Source organism: Pseudofrankia coriaricola (assembly GCF_032027725.1).
Taxonomy (GTDB): Bacteria; Actinomycetota; Actinomycetes; order Frankiales; family Frankiaceae; genus Pseudofrankia.
In genome coordinates this window covers 65020-84384 of record NZ_JASNFO010000050.1, presented here as the reverse complement: position 1 = coordinate 84384, position 19365 = coordinate 65020, and the positions used below count along the sequence as shown (strand labels likewise).

The following is a 19365-nucleotide window of genomic DNA, read 5'->3' as shown; positions in this document are numbered from 1 at the left end:
GCCGGCCGGTGGCTGCCTTCCTGGTGGGCTGGATGGCCCGGGGAGCAGCTTCCTCGTCGACATCCGCGCGCGGATATCGACGGAGATCCGGCTCCCCCTCCCGGGAGGAGCATCGGTGGTCGGCGTGCTCGTGGCACTCGTCGCGGTGGTGCTGGTCGCCGTCGTCACCCTCATCCTGGTCGCCGCGCGGCTGATCCGAGCGGGTGCTCGCCCCGCCGTCGAAGCGCCCCGCGTGATCTCCGCCTCGCCATCGACCAACGACGGCCAGACAGCGGCGGCATTGTTGGCCGCGCAGGCGGAGGCCGTCGCCAAGGCCGAAGCGGCCGCCACGGAGAAGACCGAAGCGGCGGCCCGGGAGAAAGCCGAGGCCCTTGCCCGCAAGCTCGCCGAGGCGGAGCGTGACCGGGCCGAGGCCGCCCGGCGCGAGGCACAGCAGGAACGAGACAAGGCCCTCGCCGAGCTGCGCGGCCGGCGTGAGGAACTGCGCGACTGGGACAACCGCCTCGCCCAGCGTGAGACGCGCGTCGAGGAACGACTGGCCGCCCTCGAGGACCAGACCCGCCGGATCGAGTCGCGCGACCGTGAGCTCGTCGAACGGGATGCCGCGCTCGCCCGCCGGGCCAAGGAGACCGAGGAACTGGACGCCCGTCGCCTGGCTGCCCTCGAACAGGCCTCCGGCATGACCTCGGCGGAGGCGAAGTCCGAGCTGCTCACCGTCGTCGAGCAGCAGTCCCGGCTGGAGGCGGCGACCCTCGCCCGCGAGATCGAAGCCCGCGCCGAGGAGGAGGCCCAGGACCGGGCGCGGCGCATCGTCACCCTGGCGATCCAGCGGGTCGCCGCGGAGCAGACCGCCGAATCGGTGGTGTCGGTGCTGCACCTGCCGGGCGACGAGATGAAGGGGCGGATCATCGGCCGGGAAGGCCGCAACATCCGCGCCTTCGAGTCGGTCACCGGCGTCAACGTCCTCATCGACGACACCCCCGAAGCGGTGCTGCTCAGCTGCTTCGACCCGGTGCGCCGTGAGGTCGGCCGGATCACACTGGCCGCGCTGGTCGCCGACGGCCGGATCCACCCCCAGCGCATCGAGGAGGAGTACGAACGCGCCCAGCGCGAGGTCGAGACCCGCTGCGTCCGCGCCGGCGAGGACGCGCTCGTCAACGTCGGCATCGGCGACATGCACCCGGAGCTGATCGTGCTGCTGGGCCGCCTGCGCTACCGCACCAGCTACGGCCAGAACGTGCTGGCCCACCTCGTCGAGTCGGCGCACCTGGCCGGCGTGATGGCGGCCGAGCTGCGCCTCCCCACGGCCATCGCGAAACGCGGCACCCTGCTGCACGACCTCGGCAAGGCGCTCACCCACGAGGTCGAGGGGTCGCACGCCCTCGTCGGCGCCGAGATCGCGCGCCGCTACGGCGAGCACGAGGACGTCGTCCACGCCATCGAGGCCCATCACAACGAGGTCGAGCCGCGCTCCGTCGAAGCGGTACTCACTCAGGCCGCCGACGCGATCTCGGGCGGACGGCCCGGCGCGCGCCGCGACAGCCTTGAGTCCTACGTCCGCCGGTTGGAGCGCATCGAACAGATCGCGAGCGACCGTCCCGGTGTCGAGCGGGTCTTCGCCATGCAGGCCGGCCGTGAGGTCCGGGTCATGGTGGTCCCCGAGGAGGTCGACGACTCCGCGGCCCATCTGCTCGCTCGCGACGTGGCCCGCCAGATCGAGGACGAACTCACCTACCCCGGCCAGATCCGGGTCACGGTCGTCCGCGAGACCCGCGCCATCGAAATCGCCCGTTAGTGATCCTGGGGACAACGGCCGCCGGGTGTGCGAAGGAAGATCATTTTCGCACACCCTTTGGCCCTCTGGTCGAGGGGGGGGGGGGGGGGGGGCCCCCCCCCCCCCCGCCCGCCCGATCGCCGTAGGCTGGGCTGGTGAGTGGCCGTAGCTATCAGGTGCGCACATTTGGGTGCCAGATGAATGTGCACGACTCCGAGCGGATCTCCGGGCTGCTGGAGTCCGCCGGGTATGTCCCGGCGACGGACGGCGAGACGCCGGATCTCGTGGTGTTCAACACGTGCGCCGTCCGGGAGAACGCCGACAACCGGCTGTACGGCAACCTCGGCCATCTCTACCCGACGAAGAAGGCCAACCCGGGCATGCAGATCGCCGTGGGTGGCTGCCTCGCGCAGAAGGACCGCGGGACGATCACCCGCAAGGCGCCCTGGGTCGACGTCGTGTTCGGCACCCACAACCTGCACCGCCTGCCGGTGCTGCTCGAGCGTGCCCGGCACAACGCCTCTGCCCAGGTCGAGATCGCCGAGGCGCTGGAGGTCTTCCCCAGCTCGCTGCCGGCGCGGCGTGCCAGCCACGCCTCCGCCTGGGTGAGCATCAGCGTCGGGTGCGACAACACGTGCACCTTCTGCATCGTCCCCAGCCTGCGCGGCACGGAGCGTGACCGCCGTCCCGGTGACGTGCTCGCCGAGGTCGAGGCCCTCGTCGCCGAGGGCGCCCTCGAGATCACCCTGCTCGGCCAGAACGTCAACTCCTACGGCCGCTCGTTCGGTGATCCGGCCGCGTTCGCCAAGCTGCTGCGCGCCTGCGGGCGGATCGACGGCCTGGAGCGGGTCCGGTTCACCTCGCCGCACCCGCGCGACTTCACCGACGACGTGATCATCGCGATGGCCGAGACCGGCAACGTCTGCCCGCAGCTGCACATGCCGTTGCAGTCCGGCTCGGACGCGGTGCTGCGCCGGATGCGCCGCTCCTACCGGCGCGACCGTTACCTCGGCATCGTCGAGCGGGTGCGCGCCGCCCTGCCAGACGCCGCGATCACTACCGACATCATCGTCGGCTTTCCCGGGGAGACCGAGGCCGACTTCGCCGACACTCTCGACGTGGTGCGCGCCGCCCGGTTCTCCGGGGCCTTCACCTTCCAGTACTCGCCGCGTCCCGGCACGCCGGCGGCCACGATGGAAGACCAGGTCCCGCCCGACGTCGTCGCCGAGCGTTACGGCCGGCTCGTCGCGCTGCAGGAAGAGATCTCGCTGGAGGAGAACCGCGCCCAGGTCGGCCGGGTCGCCGAGGTACTCATCGCCGAGGGGGAGGGCCGCAAGGACGACGCCACGGGCCGTTGCTCTGGCAGGGCCCGCGACGGCCGCCTGGTCCACCTCGGCCCCGACGCCAACGCCCGGGCCCGCTCGGGGGTGCAGGGCTCGGCGGCGGGCGACGCGGCCGTGCTCGCCGAGCTCGCGCGGCTGCGCCCCGGCGACATCGTCAACACCGTCGTGACCTACGGCGCCCCGCACCACCTGGTCGCCGACGGCGCGCCGGTCACCGCCCGCCGCACCCGCGCCGCGGACCTGTGGGAGGCCGGCCGAACGGTGCAGGCCCGCCCGTCGGTCAGCCTCGGAATGCCCAGTCTGGGCGCCCCGTCCGCCTCGCCCACGCCGACCGCGCCGTCAGCCTCGACCGCGCACGACACGCACGGCGGCGGCTGTGGCTGTTCGGCGACCGGATGCTCGGAAGATCCCGTCGGCACCGCCGCTCCGGCGGGCCGCACCGGCGAGGCCGACACGGCGGCGCCGGTCGCTGGCGCGGCGGCCACGGCCGGTGCACGGTAGCCAGGTGACGCTCGTCGCCGCGGCGATCTGCCCGCACCCGCCCCTGCTCGTACCCCGGGTCGGCGCGGGGGAGCCGGTCGGCGCGCGGGAGCCGGCGCTCGCCGCCGTCCGCCGGCTGCGCGCCGCGGACCCGGACGCCGTCCTCGTCGTCGGCGACGACCCGGAGGCGCTCGCGACCGGCTCCCGTGCGTACGGGCCGGACGCGGTCGGCGACTTCCACGGCTTCGGCGTCGACTTCCGTGTCCCCCTCGGGCCGCTGGCCGGTGCTGGGGCTGCCGCTGCCGACGTCGTTGCCGAGGCCGAGGCCGCGGCCAGCGGGGCGATCGCCGGGACGGGCGCTCCCGCGTTGCCGCTGTCGCTGGCGGTGGGCGCCTGGCTGCTCGCGGAGACCGGCTGGGAGGTGGAGCGCCGCGGGATCGGCGTGTCGCCGAAGGCCGAGCCGGCCGAGGCCGCGGCGCTTGGCGCCGGGCTGGAAGCGGAGGCCGCGGCGGCGGGGGAGCGGGTCGCGCTGCTGGTCATGGGTGACGGGAGTGCGCGGCGGACGGCGAAGGCCCCCGGTTCGCTCGACGAGCGGGCAGAGCCGTACGACGAGATCGTCGAGCGGGCGCTGGCGGACGTGGACCTCGAGGCCCTGCTCGGTCTGGAGCCCGGACTCGCCGCGGACCTGCTGGTCGCCGGCCGAGCTTCCTGGCAGGTGCTCGCCGGCGCCGTGCGCGCGGTCGGCGCCGCGGGCTGGGCCGCCGACCCGCTCTACGCCGACGCCCCATACGGCGTCGGCTACTTCGTGTGCGTGTGGGAAAGGGGAGGTGCCGCGTGACGGCGTCGGCTGACGGGCTGGGTGCGCCGCGGCGCACGACGGTGGCGGGTCTGGCGGCGCTCGTCGCCGGCCAGGACGACGCCCCCGCCGTCCTGTTGCTGCCGGGCTTCACCGGCAGCAAGGAGGACTTCGTCACCATCCTGCCGCTGCTGGCCGCCGCCGGCCTGCGCGCCGTGGCGGTCGACCTGAGGGGGCAGTACGAGTCCGTCCCCGACGCGGACGGGCCGGACAGCCAGTTCACCGTCGACGCGCTCGCCGCCGACACGGTGCTGGCCGCGGCGGAGCTGGGTGGACGGGTGCACCTCGTCGGCCACTCCTTCGGCGGGCTGGTGGCCCGGGCCGCGCTGATCGCCCATCCGACGGCGCTCGCGTCCGTCGTGCTGCTGGGGTCCGGGCCGGCGGCGATCGTCGGGCCGCGGCGGCTGGCGCTGCGCGCCCTGATCGCGCTGCACGCGCAGGCCGGGCTCGCCGCGGTCTGGGAGGGCGTACGCGCCGTCGACACCGTCGTCCGGTCGCCGGAGGAGGTCGAGTTCCTGCGCCGGCGCTTCTTCGCCAGCTCCGAGCGGGGGACGCTGGCCATGGGCGCGGCGCTGCTCGCCGAGCCCGACCGGGTCGCGGACGCGGCCGCCGTCGCCGCGGCGCACGCCATTCCGCTGCTGGTCACCCACGGCGTCGGCGACGACGCCTGGCATCCAGGGATGCAGGCCGAGATGGCGACGCGTCTCGGCGCCAGCTACGCCGTCATCCCCGACGCGTTGCACTCGCCCGCCGCCCAGAATCCCGCCGGCACGGCCGGCGTTCTCATCGCCTTTGTCCACGGCGCCATCGCCGGCCTGTCCACGCCGACGTTCCCCACCCCGGGAGCCACCGCCGAGGTCGCCTGACGAGCCAGCCGAGGACGCCAGGGTGGCGGCGGCGGTCGCGACGCGCCGGTTCGCGCGTCGCCAAAGGTCGTGGCTCAAGCGTGATCCGCGGATATTCTGGCTCGGCCAGCCCGATGTCGGCACCGTCCGCCGCCTGGTGGGCTCGCGCTGATACTTGGTAGGCCTCTGGGCGGAGCTTCGTCTCGTTGCGCGCCCTGCGGCCTGACGTGTGCCGACCGCTCGCTCGCTGTGTGCGCCAGTGGGAGTGTGGCTGGTCCATCCCGGCCCCCGGGAGAGTCTTGCGTGACCGAGCTCGACCTAGCGCTCATCCATGCCTTGTATGCCGCCTTCGATGACGGCACCCTCCGGTTCTCCTTCGAACCAGAGGTAGATCTACGCACCGGTTCCGTCCCCGGGATGACCGCCCGCCTCCAGTGGGCGCACCCCGAAAGGGGCCTGCTCGACGCGGCGGACGTCCGCGCCGTCGCCCGGTTCGCCGGCCTCGCCGATCAGCTCGACCTGTGGGCGCTGCGGGCCGCCATCACCGAGTGCCGCACCTGGCACCGGATGGCCGCCGGCACCCACATCCGCCCGCCCCGGCTATGGCTGCACGTCGGCTCCCGCCAGCTCGCCCGGCCGACGTTCGCCGCCGAGGTGACCGCGCTCGTCCGCGACCGGGGCGCCCTGCCACCGGGCGCTCTGGGGCTTGCGTTCACCGAGGAGACTCTCGGCCGGGCGGCCCCGTCGTCGCCGCGCCTGCTCGACCAGCTACGAGCCCGCGGTGTCGCGGTCTCGGTCCGGGCGTTCGGCAGCTGGATCGGCTCCCCGGCGACGCTCGACCTGCTGTCCCTTGACCTGGTCCGCATGGACGACCGTTTCGTGCGGGCCACCCTTCGCGACCTCGAAGGCGAGGCGGTCTTCGCCTCGATGGTCACCCTCGCGCACCGTCGCCGCGCCGCCGTCCTCGTCGACGGCGTCGACACCGCCCGTTTCGCCGCCCGCGCCACCGATCTTGGCTGCGACCGCGCCGCCGGCCCGGTCTTCTGCCCGCCCCTGCCCGTCGACGACGCCCGGCTCCTCGCCCTGGGCCGCGGCCGCCCCGGCCACCCCGGTCCTCGCCACGCCCACGACAACCCCCGTCCGGCCCCTCACGACATGCAACCCACCGCCTGACAGCGCCAGCCCTCGACCGGCCGCCGTAGGATCGCCGGGTGCGGTTCGTCAAGGGGCATGGGACGGGCAACGACTTCGTGATCGTGCCGGACCCGGACGGCGACCTCGACCTGACGCCGGAGCTGGTGCGCGCGGTGTGCGACCGGCGGACCGGTGTCGGAGCCGACGGCGTGCTGCGGGTGGTGCTGGCCGCGGCCGAGCCGCGGGCCTCTCAGCCGGTGGCACGGCCTGACGCGGCCCGATGGTTCATGGACTACCGCAATGCGGACGGGTCGCTGGCGGAGATGTGCGGCAACGGGCTGCGGGTCTTCGGCCGCTACCTCGTCGACGCCGGCTACGAGCGGCCCGGCCTGATTCCCGTCCTGACCCGGGCGGGGGTGCGTGGCGCGGACGTGCCCGCCGAGGGTGAGGTGACGGTCGAGATGGGGCCTCCGTCGGTCGGCTCCCTCGACGCGGTGACCGTGACGGTCGCCGGCCGGGCCTTCCGGGCCACCCAGGTGTCGATGGGCAACCCGCACGCCGTCTGTTTCGCCGACGGCCTGAGCCCGGCGGACCTCGCCGCCCTCGACCTGACCAGGCCGCCGGACGTGTCATCGGATGTCTTCCCTGACGGCGTGAACGTCGAGATCGTCATCGGTGCGCCGGACGCCGTGGCGATGCGGGTGTACGAGCGTGGCGTCGGCGAGACGCTGTCGTGTGGGACCGGGGCCTGCGCCGTCGCGGTGGCCAGTGCCACCCGGGCGGGCCTCGGGCCCGGGGTGGCGGTGCCGGTGGGGGTGCCGGGCGGGCTGCTGACGGTGCTGTGGGACGACGACCAGGTCCGGCTGCGCGGCCCGGCCGTGCTGGTCAGCGACGGCCTGCTGCGCCCCGACTGGCTGGCAGCCGCGGCGCGCGACAGCCAGCCGGCCCTGGCCGCGGGCTCCGTCTAGGCCGCCGGCCGCGGGACCTGCCAGCCCGCCGGGCCGTGGTCTTCCGCGGAAATCCCGTCGCGAGAGCAGGCGGGACGTGGCACGCTACCCTCACCGGAGGCGCGGCGGTTCCCGTGCCAGCGGGGTGAAGATGGGGATCCTGTGCCCGTGCCCGTCGTTCGGAGAGCCCGAGCGTTCGGGCCCGAATGCCGGGCCGCCAGAGAGGCCGAGAAGAGCCTGACGACCGAGGCCGGAACACCGGAGCACATCGGTCGCGGGGGAACCGGCACCGGGGCAGGCGGTCCCGAACGCACATCCCGGACAACTAGGCCGACCGGTCGCCGCGCGGAATCGAAGCACGGGCCGGTCGTGTTGGAACGGACGGTATGAGTCTTCCCGCTGAATCCGCACTGACCAACCCGGCCCGCCGGCTCAGCTCTCCAGCCGATTCCGCGAACGGGATCGACGAGGGCCGTAGCGCTGCGCGGGGCGACGGGAACACTTCCGAGGCTGTCGCCAGGGTGCTGGCGGCCAACACCGGCGCCAGCGACGCAGGCGGCGCGATCACACTGCCGGGCCTCGGTTTTTACGATGACGCCGGCGATGAGCTGGCGGTCGAGGAACGCGGCGCGCTGCGCCGGATGCCGGGGCTCGCCACCGAGCTCACCGACGTCACCGAGGTCGAGTACCGCCAGCTTCGGCTGGAGCAGGTGGTCCTGATCGGCGTGTGGACCGTCGGCACGATCAGGGACGCCACGACCTCGATGGCGGAGCTTGCCCAGCTGGCCGAGACCGCTGGTTCGGTGGTGCTCGACGCGCTCGTCCAGCGCCGGGACAAGCCGGACCCCGCGACCTACGTCGGCTCCGGCAAGGCCAAGGAGCTGGCCGAGGTCGTCCGGGCGGCCGGCGCCGACACGGTGATCTGCGACGGTGAGCTCACCCCGGGCCAGCTACGCCAGCTGGAGGACGTCGTCAAGGTCAAGGTCATCGACCGGACGGCGCTCATCCTGGACATCTTCGCCCAGCACGCCACATCCAAGGAGGGCAAGGCGCAGGTTGAGCTCGCGCAGCTGCAGTACATGCTGCCGCGGCTGCGAGGCTGGGGTGAGTCGATGTCCCGGCAGGCCGCGTCCGGTGGCCGCGCCCCGATCGGTACGCGCGGCCCCGGTGAGACGAAGATCGAGACGGACCGGCGCCGGCTGCGCGCCCGGATCGCCCGGCTGCGCCGCGAGCTGCGCGAGATGGAGACCGTCCGCCAGACCAAGCGGTCGTCCCGGCGTCGCGGGGCGGTGCCGTCGGTGGCGATCGCCGGCTACACCAACGCCGGCAAGTCGTCGCTGCTCAACCGGCTGACCGGCGCCGGGGTGCTCGTGGAGGACTCGCTGTTCGCCACCCTGGACCCGACGGTGCGCCGCGCGACGCTGCCCGACGGCCGGGTGTTCACGCTCACCGACACGGTTGGCTTCGTCCGCCACCTGCCGCACCAGATCGTCGAGGCGTTCCGCTCCACGCTCGAAGAGGTCGCCGACGCGGACCTGATCGTCCATGTGGTCGACGGCTCGCATCCGGACCCGATCGGGCAGATCTCGGCCGTGCGCGAGGTGCTGAACGACATCGACGCCGGCAACGTGCCCGAGCTGGTCGTGGTGAACAAGACCGACATCGCCGACAAGACGACGGTCGCGGGTATCAAGCGAATCGCGCCCGACGCGGTGTGTGTGTCGGCGAGGACGGGCGCCGGCCTGGCCGAGCTGGTGGAGGCCCTGGCCGCGCGGGTGCCGCATCCGCAGGTCGAGGTCGACGTCCTCGTTCCGTACAGCCGGGGGGATCTCGTCGCCCGGATCCACAAGTCCGGCGAGGTCCTCGACCAGGCCCACACCGCGGCGGGCACCGAGCTTCGCGCTCGCGTCTCCGCGGGTCTCGCCGCCGAGCTGGACTCCTTCCGCCAGCGCATCGACGCTTAGCGCGGCGTTCCGCGTCGACGCGCCGGCAGCGTCCTGACGTTCTCGGCGGTCCAGGATTACGGGGCGGTCCAGGGACACGGGTCCGTGTCCCTGGACCGCCGGCCTGGCCATGCCGAGCGGGATCAGATGACCGTGACGTCCGGTCGGATGCAGAGCTGGTCGGATGCAGAGCTCCGCCTGATCGCCCACCGACATATCGCCGAGGTTTCTCCGGGCGGCCGATAGGTTCGTGACGTGGTCGTGGAGAAACCGGGCAAGGCTGACAGGTCCGGTTCGCTCGGGCTGGCCGCTGTCATCGGCGCGGTTGCCGGGCTGTCCCTCGCCGCCCGGTGGGGCGTTCTTCCCATGATCGTGGCGGCAGTGGTCTGCGGCCTGCTGGTGACGGTCTCGGAGGCGGTCGCGCGGGCGCGACAACGTCCCGGCCAGATTCCCGCGCTGTGGTCGCGAATCGTGATGAGCACGGCGATCGCCGCGCCCCTGGCCTGGGCCCTGGGAGCGGTGACCGGGGCCGGGCCGATCGTCGTGGGCCTGGTCATCGGCGGGCTGGCCGGCGCGCTCGGGCTTCGTCCCCAGAAGGTGGTAGTCGGCCCGCTGGTGGGTCTCGCTGTCGGTTCCGGTTGCTGGCTGCTCTGGGGCGGGGTCCCGGCCGCGCTCGTCGGCAGCGCCACCGTGCTCGTCTTCCGGACCGCGTCGGCGGGGATCTTCCGCGACCCGCAGGTGGCGATGCTCGCTGAGCGGGTCAGCGCCGAGGACCTGCCGTTCGTGGTCCCGCTGGTGGCCAGGACCCGCTATGTCGGGACGGGCTATGTACGCGACCTGGCCGAGGGGCTCGGCGGCGACTACCAGGCCGCCGCGCCCGACGTCGGGATCGTCGCCTCGCTGGACGATCTGGCGGGCCCGGAGTTCGATCCCGCGGCCGTCGCCCCGCTGGTACGCGAGTTCTACGAGCACACGACGCGGTTCACGCTCGACATCGTTCCGCGGTGGCGGCTATGGGTTCGGCCTGGCTACCTGCTCTACCGCACGCTGCTGGCGCGCCCGCTCGGGCAGGCGAATGTGCCCATGAACCAGCGTGAGGCGCAGCGCGGCGTTCACAGCCGGATCGACACGATCAGCCGTGCGGGCTACGGCACGGTGAGCGTCCGGGGCTGGATCAGGTCCTACGTCGACAACGACGAGCCCCTGTTCGTCGGGATCTACACGACCTACCGCCGGGATGGCCGGGGCTACGTCAGCGTCGGGTTCCCGCTGCCGCGGGCCAGTTTCACGGCCACCCTGGCGCCGAGCGCGCGGGCCGGCGGAGGCCTGGTCCTCTCCAGTCGCGGCGACCTGGACCAGCCCGGGCACTATCTGACCTACGTGGACGCGGAGACGAAGGAGCTGACCGCCGCCGTGGTCCACGGCTTCGCCGAGCAACTCGACGTCTACGTCCAGGACGGCGAACTGCGGGCCGAACACGAGTTCTGGGTGTTCGGCCTGCCGTTCCTCGTCCTGCACTACTCGATACGCCGCAAGGCCGAACCCAACTAGCCAACTTTGGATCGTCGGCCAGCCGAGTTCGACCCCGAGACGTCACGTTGGGCGCAGGCGAAGCTGCCTGACGGGAGCGCGACTACGCAACCCAACCACCGCTGGTGACGGCGCATCAGCGCTGCACTAACCGGACCACGTCGTCGGCCCCGGACCAGACCAGCCCCCGTCATACGCTTGTACCTGGAACCAGGTGGGGAGGGCGCTCAGCGCCCGACAGGCCGCGCCCGGCGGCGGGCGCGGAGCGTCCGCCGCGGGACGGCCCTAGACCCGGCGCATGACGGCGACTACCCGTCCCAGGACGGTGGCGTCGTCGCCGGGGATGTCGTGGAAGGCTGGGTTCTCCGGCTGGAGCCAGACGTGGCCGTCGCGGCGGCGCAGCCGCTTGACGGTCGCCTCTCCGTCGATCAGCGCGGCGACGATCTCGCCGTTCTCGGCGACTGGCTGCTGGCGGACGGCCACCAGGTCACCGTCGCAGATGGCCGCGTTGATCATCGAATCACCGACGACGCGGAGCAGGAACAGCGTGCCCTCGCCGACGATCTCGCGCGGCAGCGGCAGCACGTCCTCGACCGCCTGCTCGGCGAGGATCGGCCCACCGGCGGCGATCCGGCCGACCAGCGGCACGTAGGCCGTCGCCGCCGTCAACGCGTCCTTCTCGTCGCCCTCGCGGGCAAGCGCGTCGCCGGCTGGGTCGAGCGTGTGCACCCGCAGCGGGTTCGCGCCGCCCCGGGCCCTGCTCGTGCCGGCCGCCTGACGAGTCTTCGGAATCGGCCTGACCGGCCGGCCGCCCTCGGGGGAGACCACCTCGATCGCCCGCGGCCGGTTCGGGTCGCGGCGCAGCAGGCCCTTGTCCTCGAGCATCTTGAGCTGGTGCGCGACGCTGCTGGTGCTGGTCAGGCCCACTGCCTCGCCGATCTCGCGCACGCTGGGCGGGTAGCCGCGCCGCTCGACCGCATTGCGGATCACCTCGAGCACCTTGCGCTGACGGGGAGTCAGGCCGTCGTCGTCGACGGGGCCGTCGGGGAAGTCGCGCACGGTGCCACCGCTCTCCTCATCGCGGCTCGCCGACGGGCGACCGGCCCTGCGCGGACCCCTGCCCTGCGTGGTCATGGCCTAGATTCTCCTCGCCTCGAGGTCATGCTGCTGGACCGGGCCGCCGGCTCCCGCAGGGTTTCACCTGTGGATAAGGGGAGTCGGGTTGCGCCCGATCGTGTGACGACCGTAGCCCGGCGGCGCGTGAATCTCAAACAGGCGTTCGAGCGTGTCTGCGTGTTCTGCCGGCCTTGTGCGTGTAAGAATCGACCATCAGTTCGAAGCGGGCCCTGTCCCCGTCCTGACCCCAGCTACCGGCCACTGCTGCCGGTCGCCGCCATATGTAGATCTTGGGCTAGCTTTCCGATGGCCCCAGATGTCTGCCGGGGATGACTCCCTCGGTGATCCGTCGGCTCGGCTCATCGATGGCTCCCGCCCCGGACTCCCCGACGTTGGTTGAGCTTCGCTTGACGAGCTGTGCCGGGTGACGGCCCGGCCGCTAGGAGGTTGGCGTGACGAACCCGCGTGGGGCCACCCTGGTCCCAGGGCGCCCGGCCGCGCGACAGTCGGACGGCGCCGACGTGATTGCCCTGCCCGTACCGACAACACGTCGCCGCCCGGCGAGCGCTGCCCCGCCGCCGGTGCCCAGCCCGCTCGCGCGGGCCGTGGCGGCCGAGCATCCGGTCGCCGGCGCGAGGTCCGGCCGCCGGCGGACGAGCCGGCAGACGCCCGCGCTGCGGCTGACCAGCCGCGGCCGGGCTGTGGCCGCGCTCCTGCTCGCTCTCGCCCTCTGGGGCGCCACCAGTGCTGTCTGGCTGGCCGTTCACTGGGCGCTTGCCGCCGCCTGACCGGCGGCCGCCCTCCTCTACCTGGCGCCCACGTTGGCCATATGGTCGACGCGGGCGCCAGGCTGTTGTCACCCGCCAGCGCACCGCCGCCTGATCGTCCGCCGCTGCCCGCGCGGCCTGGTCGCCCGTCGCCAGACTTGCGACCGCCGCGCTGGATACGCGCGGCGTGGGCCCTGATGTGGTCTGACCCAGAGGTGTGGGGCAGCGGAACGTCACGCCTCGTGAACGAGGTTGCGCGTGGCGCTCCGCGACCTGCGGCGACGGGTGGGACCACCGGCCGGGACGGTCACGGCCGACCGGGATCTGGCTGGGTGGGATTCGACACGCGCGTGGGGCATGCTCACGGGCGATCCGGGCATGCGCTACTGTGGTAGCACAACATCTGGTAGTTACACACCTGTAAGTCGTCCACAGCTTGTTGCCGGGAGAGCCGGCGATCCACCGGAGCCGCGGACGACCGTCCCGGTGGGCCGTCGCGGCGCGTTCGTCGGAGCTTCCAGGTCAGGTCGTCAGGTCGTGCGTCAGCCATGCACCGGGGAGGCCCGGGGCGGGGCTGAAACGGGGACGTGTTCACACGCGCCCGTGGTTGTTCCTGGTGGGCCGTAAAGAGGGGAGGAGCCGTGCGGTGTCCGTTCTGCCGGCATCCCGACAGCCGAGTGATGGACAGCCGGGAGGCCGATGAGGGCGCGGCCATCCGGCGCCGGCGGGCGTGTCCCTCCTGCGGGCGGCGGTTCACGACCATGGAAGAGGCCTCGCTGCGGGTGCGCAAGCGCAGCGGTGCCGCCGAGCCGTTCAGCAGAGCGAAGGTCGTCGCGGGCGTCCGCAAGGCCTGTCAGGGCCGCCCGGTGAGTTCGGAGGAACTCGCCAGGCTCGCCCAACGGGTGGAGGACACGGTCCGCTCGTCCGGCGCCGCCGAGGTCCCGGCCGAGGATGTGGGCCTGGCGATTCTCGGCCCGCTGCGTGAGCTCGACGAAGTCGCCTATCTGCGGTTCGCGTCCGTCTACCTGTCGTTTGAGTCGCTCGCCGACTTCGAGCGGGCGATCGCTCAGTTGCGGGCCGACCTGGCCGGGCAGGACGTGCCGGACGACGTCGTCACCGCCGTGTCGCCCGTGTCGACCAGACCCTAGGCCCCGGGCGGCCCGGCCCGAGGCCCAAGACCGGAAGCCGGCGGAGCCGCCGGCCGCAACGTGAACAGCGCGCGGAAGGCGTCCGGCGCGCGGCGGGTCACCAGCGCGTCGCACGTCGGGCGCGATCAGATCCCACACAACATCGGCAAAGGCCTTCGGGTGCGCGAGATATCATGATCACGCGTCCTTCGGTCGAAGTATCAGAGGCCTGCGGATATGCGGTAAGACGTGACCGCGCATCCTCCGGCCGGATCCGGGTCGCGTGGCCGCCGGTCCTCTTCGGCATGCCCGCGATCGGCCCCAGAGACGAGCAGAGCTGAGGAGCGTCATGACGGAGACCCGCGGCACGAAGCAGAAGGCCAGCTCCAACGGTAAGGCCGCCTCGACCGTCGGGAAGCCCGCCGTCCCTGTCGAGGCGGCGCGCAAAGCCGCGACCGTCCCCGACGCGGGCGACGGCCCGGCCAGTGGAGCGGGCACGGCCGGCGCCGGCCGGGCGACCGGCCCGCGGATCGAGCGCCGCAACACCAAGCCCGGTGTGCACCCGTACGACCAGGTGACCTGGGAAAAGCGGGACGTCGTCATGACCAACTGGCGGGACGGCTCCATCAACTTCGAGCAGCGTGGCGTCGAGTTCCCGGAGTCCTGGTCGATCAACGCGTCGAACATCGTCACCAGCAAGTACTTCCGCGGCGCGGTCGGATCCCCGCAGCGCGAGTCGTCGCTGCGCCAGCTGATCGACCGGGTCGTCGGGTCGTACGGGAAGGCCGGCCGCCAGAACGGCTATTTCGCCTCCGACGAGGACGCGGAAATCTTCGAGCACGAGCTCACCCACATGCTCCTGCACCAGATGTTCAGCTTCAACAGCCCCGTCTGGTTCAACGTCGGAACCACGGCCCCGCAGCAGGTCTCGGCGTGCCAGCCCTACGACGCGCTGGTGAGCACGCCCGAAGGCCTGATTCCGATCGGCGAGCTCGTCGAGAACAACCGGGTCGGCACCAAGGTTTTCGACGCCCACGGCCTGACGAAGGTCGTCGCCACGAAGTCCAATGGCGTCAAAGAAGTTCTGCGTATCTGGACGAAGGCCGGCCACGCTCTCGATGTGACCGGGGACCACCTCGTCTGGCGCGGACGCCCGGGCAACGGCGGTGCGTTCGTTCCCGCCGGTGGCCTGCGGGCCGGTGACCAGCTGCAGTGGCACCGGACCGTTGCTCCCGGGGAGCGCGAGATCACCTCAAGGGAGATTGCCGAGGCGGCCCTTGCCGGCTGGCTGCAGTCGGACGGCTTCGTCGGGCAGTACGAGGGAACGAACCGTTCGCTGACCATCGAGGCGATGACGGTCACCGACGCGGAGCGCGCGTGGGTGACAGCTGCCATCGACGTCGTGTTTCCGGATGTCCACCGCCACGAGCGGAGGGTGGTTACCCAGGACAACACCCTCGACTGCCGCCGTCTTCGGCTCTACGGCAGCTGCTTGGACGAGTTCGTCACCCGGTGGGGTCTGCGGACTCGCGGCGCGGACATGCGCGTGCCGGAGCGGCTGCTCGCCGCCCCGCTGCCCGTGGCCGCCGCCTACCTGCGCAGCCTCTTCCAAGCCGAGGGCTACGTCTCGGCCCGGGAGCGCTCTACCCTCGTCGGCCTCGACATGATCTGTGAGGAACTGGTCCGGGGTGTACAGGCGCTGCTCGCCCGGTTCGGGATCTTCGCGCGGGTCGGACGCAAGGCGGACCCGCGCCCCGACCGGCACGACACCTGGGGGATCCGGCTCCAGAACGCCGGCGACCGGCGGATCTTCGCTGACGAGATTGGTTTCATCGACCCGGCCAAGGCGACGAAGCTGGAGAGGTCGTTCGATCTGTCCGGCCACGGTGCGGACGAGGTCAAGACTCTGGTGATCGACCGGGTCGAGCCGCTCGGCCGTATGCCGGTGTACGACATTCAAACCGAGAGTGGCGAGTACCTCTCGAATGGCGTGCGAGTGCACAACTGCTTCATCCTCGCGGTCGACGACCACATGGAATCGATCCTGAACTGGTACCGCGAGGAAGGGCTCATCTTCAAGGGCGGGTCGGGCTCGGGGCTCAACCTGTCGCGGATCCGGTCGTCGAAGGAACTGCTGTCCTCCGGAGGGACGGCTTCCGGGCCGGTCAGCTTCATGCGCGGCGCGGACGCGTCGGCGGGCACGATCAAGTCGGGCGGGGCGACGCGGCGGGCCGCGAAGATGGTGGTACTGGACGTCGACCACCCCGACATCGTCGAGTTCGTCGAGACGAAGGCGCGCGAAGAAGACAAGATCCGCGCGCTGCGTGACGCCGGGTTCGACATGGACCTGGGTGGCAAGGACATCGCGTCGGTGCAGTACCAGAACGCGAACAACTCGGTGCGGGTGACGGACGACTTCATGCGCGCAGTCGAGGCCGGTGCCACGTTCGACCTGCGCGCGCGCCTGGATGGCCGGGTCCTCGAGGCCGTGGACGCGGGCGAGCTGATGCGAAAGATCGCCAAGGCCGCCTGGGAGTGCGCAGACCCCGGAATCCAGTACGACGGCACCATCAACGACTGGCACACCACGCCGGACGCCGGCCGGATCTCGGCCAGTAATCCGTGTAGCGAGTACATGCATCTGGACAACTCCAGCTGCAACCTGGCGTCGTTGAACCTGATGCGTTTCCTGCGCGCGGACCGCACGTTCGACGTCGAGGGGTTCGTCCACGCCGTCGAGCTGATCATCACCGCGATGGACATCTCGATCTGCTTCGCGGACTTCCCGACACCGGAGATCACCGCGGTCACCCGGGCCTACCGCCAGCTGGGCATCGGGTACGCGAACCTGGGCGCGCTGCTCATGGCCAGCGCCCGCGCCTACGACTCGGAGGGCGGCCGCACGCTCGCCGCCGCGATCACCTCACTGATGACCGCCACGGCCTACCGCCGTTCCGCCGAGCTCGCCGGCGTCGTCGGCCCGTACGACGGCTACGCCAGGGACATCGACGGCCACCGTCGGGTGATGCGCAAGCACGCCGCCGCCAACGACGCGGTGCGCAGCTCGCACGCCGAGGACGCGCGGATTCTCGCCGTCGCCTCCAAGGAATGGGAGAAGTGCCTGGCGGTCGGCGAGAAGAACGGCTGGCGCAACGCGCAGGCCAGCCTGCTCGCCCCGACGGGCACGATCGGCCTGGCGATGGACTGCGACACGACCGGCATCGAGCCGGACCTGGCGTTGGTGAAGATGAAGAAGCTGGTCGGCGGCGCCAGCATGAAGATCGTCAACCAGACGGTGCCGGCCGCGCTGCGGGCGCTGGGCTACGCGGAGGAGACGGTCGAGGCGATCGTCGAGTTCATCGCCGAGCACGGCCACGTCGTCGACGCGCCCGGCCTGCGCCCCGAGCACTACGAGGTGTTCGACTGCGCGATCGGCGAGCGGGCGATCGCGCCGATCGGCCATGTGCGGATGATGGCCGCGGTGCAGCCGTTCCTGTCCGGGGCGATCTCGAAGACGGTGAACATGCCGGAGTCGGCCACGGTCGACGAGGTCGAGGAGATCTACCTGGAGGGCTGGCGGCTCGGCCTGAAGGCGCTGGCGATCTACCGGGACAACTGCAAGGTCGGCCAGCCGCTGACCGACGTCCGGGGCGCGAAGCGGTCGGCGGACGAGGCGAAGGCGATCGCCGAGTCGATCGCGGGCACGAGCGGGACCGCCCTCGCGGCCACGCCGGCCGACCACCGGCCCGTGCGGCGACGCCTGCCGAAGATCCGGCCGTCGCAGACGGTGTCGTTCTCGGTCGGTGGGGCCGAGGGCTACATGACAGCCGGCTCCTACCCGGACAACGGCCTCGGCGAGATCTTCGTCAAGATGTCGAAGCAGGGCTCCACCCTCGCCGGCGTGATGGACGCGTTCTCGATCGCGATCTCGATAGCGCTGCAGTACGGCGTGCCGCTGGAGACCTACGTCTCGAAGTTCATCAACATGCGGTTCGAGCCGGCCGGCATGACCGACGACCCGGACGTCCGGATCGCCCAGTCGGTGCTGGACTACCTGTTCCGCAGGCTCGCGCTGGACTACCTCTCGGAGGAGCAGCGCGCCGAGCTCGGCATCCTGACCGCCTCCGAGCGCACCCGCCAGGTCTCCACCCAGTACGGCGGGGGCGCCGCCTCCGCCGACGAGGACCTGACCGTGCCGACGGCTGGCCCCGCCGGGGCCGAGGCGGCCACGCCCGCCGGCCCGGCCGCCTCGGCGGCGGCGCGCGCGCACGGGCCTGAGTTCGTCGAGCTGGAGCTCCGCGCGGCCGCGCCGGGTCAGTCGCTGCTCGCGCAGACGGCGGTAGACGCCCCACTGTGCTTCACCTGCGGCGTGACGATGCGCCCGGCCGGCAGCTGCTACGTCTGCGAACAGTGCGGCTCCACCAGCGGCTGCAGTTAGGTACAAGCAATATTGCAGCGGATGCAACAATCCCTGGGTAGGCGCTAGCGGTCGTGCCTACCCAGGGCTTATCCCATCGCCACGGCGAGAAAGATCGGCTAGATGGCGTTGAACTACTACGATCTTGGTCATCTGAAGCGCGGCTCGGTAGTTGTCATTTCTTTGCAGGGCAGTGCCGCGAATGTCCGACTCATGGACTCCAGCAACTTCCAAGCGTTCAAGAGTGGCCGCCGTCATCGCTATTCGGGTGGCCTCGCCAAGCGATCGCCGGTACGACTTCCTGTCCCGAGCAATGGTCGCTGGTACGCGACCATTGACCTGATGGGTCTACAAGGAAGGACTCGCGCAAACGTGTCCGTGGAACCGCCACCCTTGGCGCCACTCCGTCCAGTCGCCGACGCCGCTCCGTTGAGTCGGATCCGGCTCGACGACCCACCTCCCGCGGAGGTCGTCCACGACGACGAATGGTGGGATGTCTTCATCTCCCACGCGAGCGAGGACAAGGCTGCAGTTGCAACACCGCTCGCCGAGTACTTGCGTCGGGCAGGACTGAGGGTATGGCTCGACACGCTTGAACTCAAGATTGGTGACAGTTTGAGGCGCAAGATCGATGGGGGACTCGCGCGGAGTCGCTTCGGCGTTGTGGTACTTTCGGAGTCCTTCTTCAGGAAGGGCTGGCCCCAGTACGAGTTGGATGGGCTTGTCACCCGCTACGTCTCTGGGGAGCAGAGCCTGCTGCCGATCTGGCACAACATCACGAAGGACCAGGTAATGGCCGCAAGTCCTTCGCTGGTGGATAAGATCGCGAGGAGCACCGGGCAGTTTACGATCGAGGAGATCGCGACGGAGATCATCGAAGTTGTGCGGCCAGTGAAGTCTGTGTGACGGTGCGGGCATACCGACTTCGATATTGACGTCATGAGTCGTGACTACGATATCGAAGTCAACGCCCGTGACGTCGATATCAACGTCGTGGTGCACGTTCCTGCGATAACCCGAGGTGCTCCTCGACCGGTACATGTCCGGGCTGGACGGCCATGTCCTGTGCCAGCAGTCCGGAAGGCG

13 protein-coding genes and 1 pseudogene are annotated in these 19365 nt (G+C 71.5%); 13 read left to right on the top strand and 1 reads right to left on the bottom strand.

The features are described from left to right. Positions 1 to 115 precede the first annotated feature (115 nt). The 9 genes and pseudogenes from rny (at position 116) to QOZ89_RS26370 (ending at position 10873) form a co-directional block, all read left to right on the top strand. On the top strand, positions 116 to 1795 hold the full coding sequence (gene rny / locus QOZ89_RS26410) for a ribonuclease Y (RefSeq protein WP_071050522.1): 1680 nt from the start codon (positions 116 to 118) through the stop codon (positions 1793 to 1795). Positions 1796 to 1971: 176 nt separating this feature from the next. Then, positions 1972 to 3618: a tRNA (N6-isopentenyl adenosine(37)-C2)-methylthiotransferase MiaB gene (gene miaB / locus QOZ89_RS26405; protein ID WP_241841937.1), complete on the top strand. Its 1647-nt coding sequence runs from the start codon at positions 1972 to 1974 to the stop codon at positions 3616 to 3618. A gap of 4 nt (positions 3619 to 3622) precedes the next feature. Then, positions 3623 to 4435 carry a class III extradiol dioxygenase subunit B-like domain-containing protein gene (locus QOZ89_RS26400; protein ID WP_083419101.1) on the top strand — a complete coding sequence of 271 codons (813 nt, stop codon included), beginning with the start codon at positions 3623 to 3625 and terminating at the stop codon, positions 4433 to 4435. Then, positions 4432 to 5319 (top strand): alpha/beta fold hydrolase, encoded by an 888-nt coding sequence (locus QOZ89_RS26395; RefSeq protein ID WP_083419078.1) that lies wholly within the window; start codon positions 4432 to 4434, stop codon positions 5317 to 5319. Before QOZ89_RS26400 ends, QOZ89_RS26395 begins: the two co-directional genes overlap by 4 nt. A gap of 10 nt (positions 5320 to 5329) precedes the next feature. Continuing rightward, positions 5330 to 5470 (top strand): annotated as a pseudogene (locus QOZ89_RS26390) (tRNA (adenosine(37)-N6)-dimethylallyltransferase MiaA); the annotation flags it as partial. Positions 5471 to 5601: 131 nt separating this feature from the next. After that, a complete protein-coding gene (locus tag QOZ89_RS26385; protein ID WP_083419076.1) occupies positions 5602 to 6471 on the top strand; it encodes an EAL domain-containing protein in 870 nt (289 codons plus the stop codon). A gap of 38 nt (positions 6472 to 6509) precedes the next feature. After that, positions 6510 to 7400: a diaminopimelate epimerase gene (dapF, locus tag QOZ89_RS26380; protein WP_083419075.1), complete on the top strand. Its 891-nt coding sequence runs from the start codon at positions 6510 to 6512 to the stop codon at positions 7398 to 7400. A gap of 365 nt (positions 7401 to 7765) precedes the next feature. Next, the gene (gene hflX, locus QOZ89_RS26375; RefSeq protein WP_198543359.1) at positions 7766 to 9343 is read left to right on the top strand and encodes a GTPase HflX; all 1578 of its coding nucleotides are present in this window, start codon (positions 7766 to 7768) and stop codon (positions 9341 to 9343) included. A 234-nt stretch (positions 9344 to 9577) separates the two neighbouring features. Beyond that, positions 9578 to 10873: a hypothetical protein gene (locus QOZ89_RS26370; RefSeq protein ID WP_083419074.1), complete on the top strand. Its 1296-nt coding sequence runs from the start codon at positions 9578 to 9580 to the stop codon at positions 10871 to 10873. Between the two features lie 264 nt (positions 10874 to 11137). Here the strand turns inward: QOZ89_RS26370 and lexA are convergent, their stop codons facing one another. Further along, positions 11138 to 11986: a transcriptional repressor LexA gene (gene lexA / locus QOZ89_RS26365; protein ID WP_071050519.1), complete on the bottom strand. Its 849-nt coding sequence runs from the start codon at positions 11984 to 11986 to the stop codon at positions 11138 to 11140. 434 nt (positions 11987 to 12420) lie between these two features. On the opposite strand from lexA, the gene QOZ89_RS26360 reads away from it, so the two are divergent. The 4 genes from QOZ89_RS26360 to QOZ89_RS26345 all read left to right on the top strand — a co-directional run bounded on the left by QOZ89_RS26360 (position 12421) and on the right by QOZ89_RS26345 (position 19185). Continuing rightward, complete coding sequence (locus tag QOZ89_RS26360) at positions 12421 to 12756, top strand: hypothetical protein (protein ID WP_071050518.1); 336 nt, start codon at positions 12421 to 12423, stop codon at positions 12754 to 12756. A 659-nt stretch (positions 12757 to 13415) separates the two neighbouring features. After that, on the top strand, positions 13416 to 13883 hold the full coding sequence (locus tag QOZ89_RS26355; RefSeq protein WP_241841949.1) for an ATP cone domain-containing protein: 468 nt from the start codon (positions 13416 to 13418) through the stop codon (positions 13881 to 13883). Between the two features lie 328 nt (positions 13884 to 14211). Then, the gene (locus tag QOZ89_RS26350; protein WP_083419073.1) at positions 14212 to 18300 is read left to right on the top strand and encodes a vitamin B12-dependent ribonucleotide reductase; all 4089 of its coding nucleotides are present in this window, start codon (positions 14212 to 14214) and stop codon (positions 18298 to 18300) included. Between the two features lie 102 nt (positions 18301 to 18402). Next, positions 18403 to 19185: a DUF1883 domain-containing protein gene (locus QOZ89_RS26345; protein ID WP_071050516.1), complete on the top strand. Its 783-nt coding sequence runs from the start codon at positions 18403 to 18405 to the stop codon at positions 19183 to 19185. The last annotated feature ends 180 nt before the right edge of the window (positions 19186 to 19365 follow it).

Coding starts and splice junctions, on each gene's coding strand:
- hflX (WP_198543359.1), top strand. CDS start 7,766: ATGAGTCTTCCCGCTGAATCCGCACTGACCAACCCGGCCCGCCGGCTC.
- QOZ89_RS26355 (WP_241841949.1), top strand. CDS start 13,416: ATGGACAGCCGGGAGGCCGATGAGGGCGCGGCCATCCGGCGCCGGCGG.
- QOZ89_RS26350 (WP_083419073.1), top strand. CDS start 14,212: ATGACGGAGACCCGCGGCACGAAGCAGAAGGCCAGCTCCAACGGTAAG.
- lexA (WP_071050519.1), bottom strand. CDS start 11,986: ATGACCACGCAGGGCAGGGGTCCGCGCAGGGCCGGTCGCCCGTCGGCG.
- miaB (WP_241841937.1), top strand. CDS start 1,972: ATGAATGTGCACGACTCCGAGCGGATCTCCGGGCTGCTGGAGTCCGCC.
- QOZ89_RS26345 (WP_071050516.1), top strand. CDS start 18,403: ATGGCGTTGAACTACTACGATCTTGGTCATCTGAAGCGCGGCTCGGTA.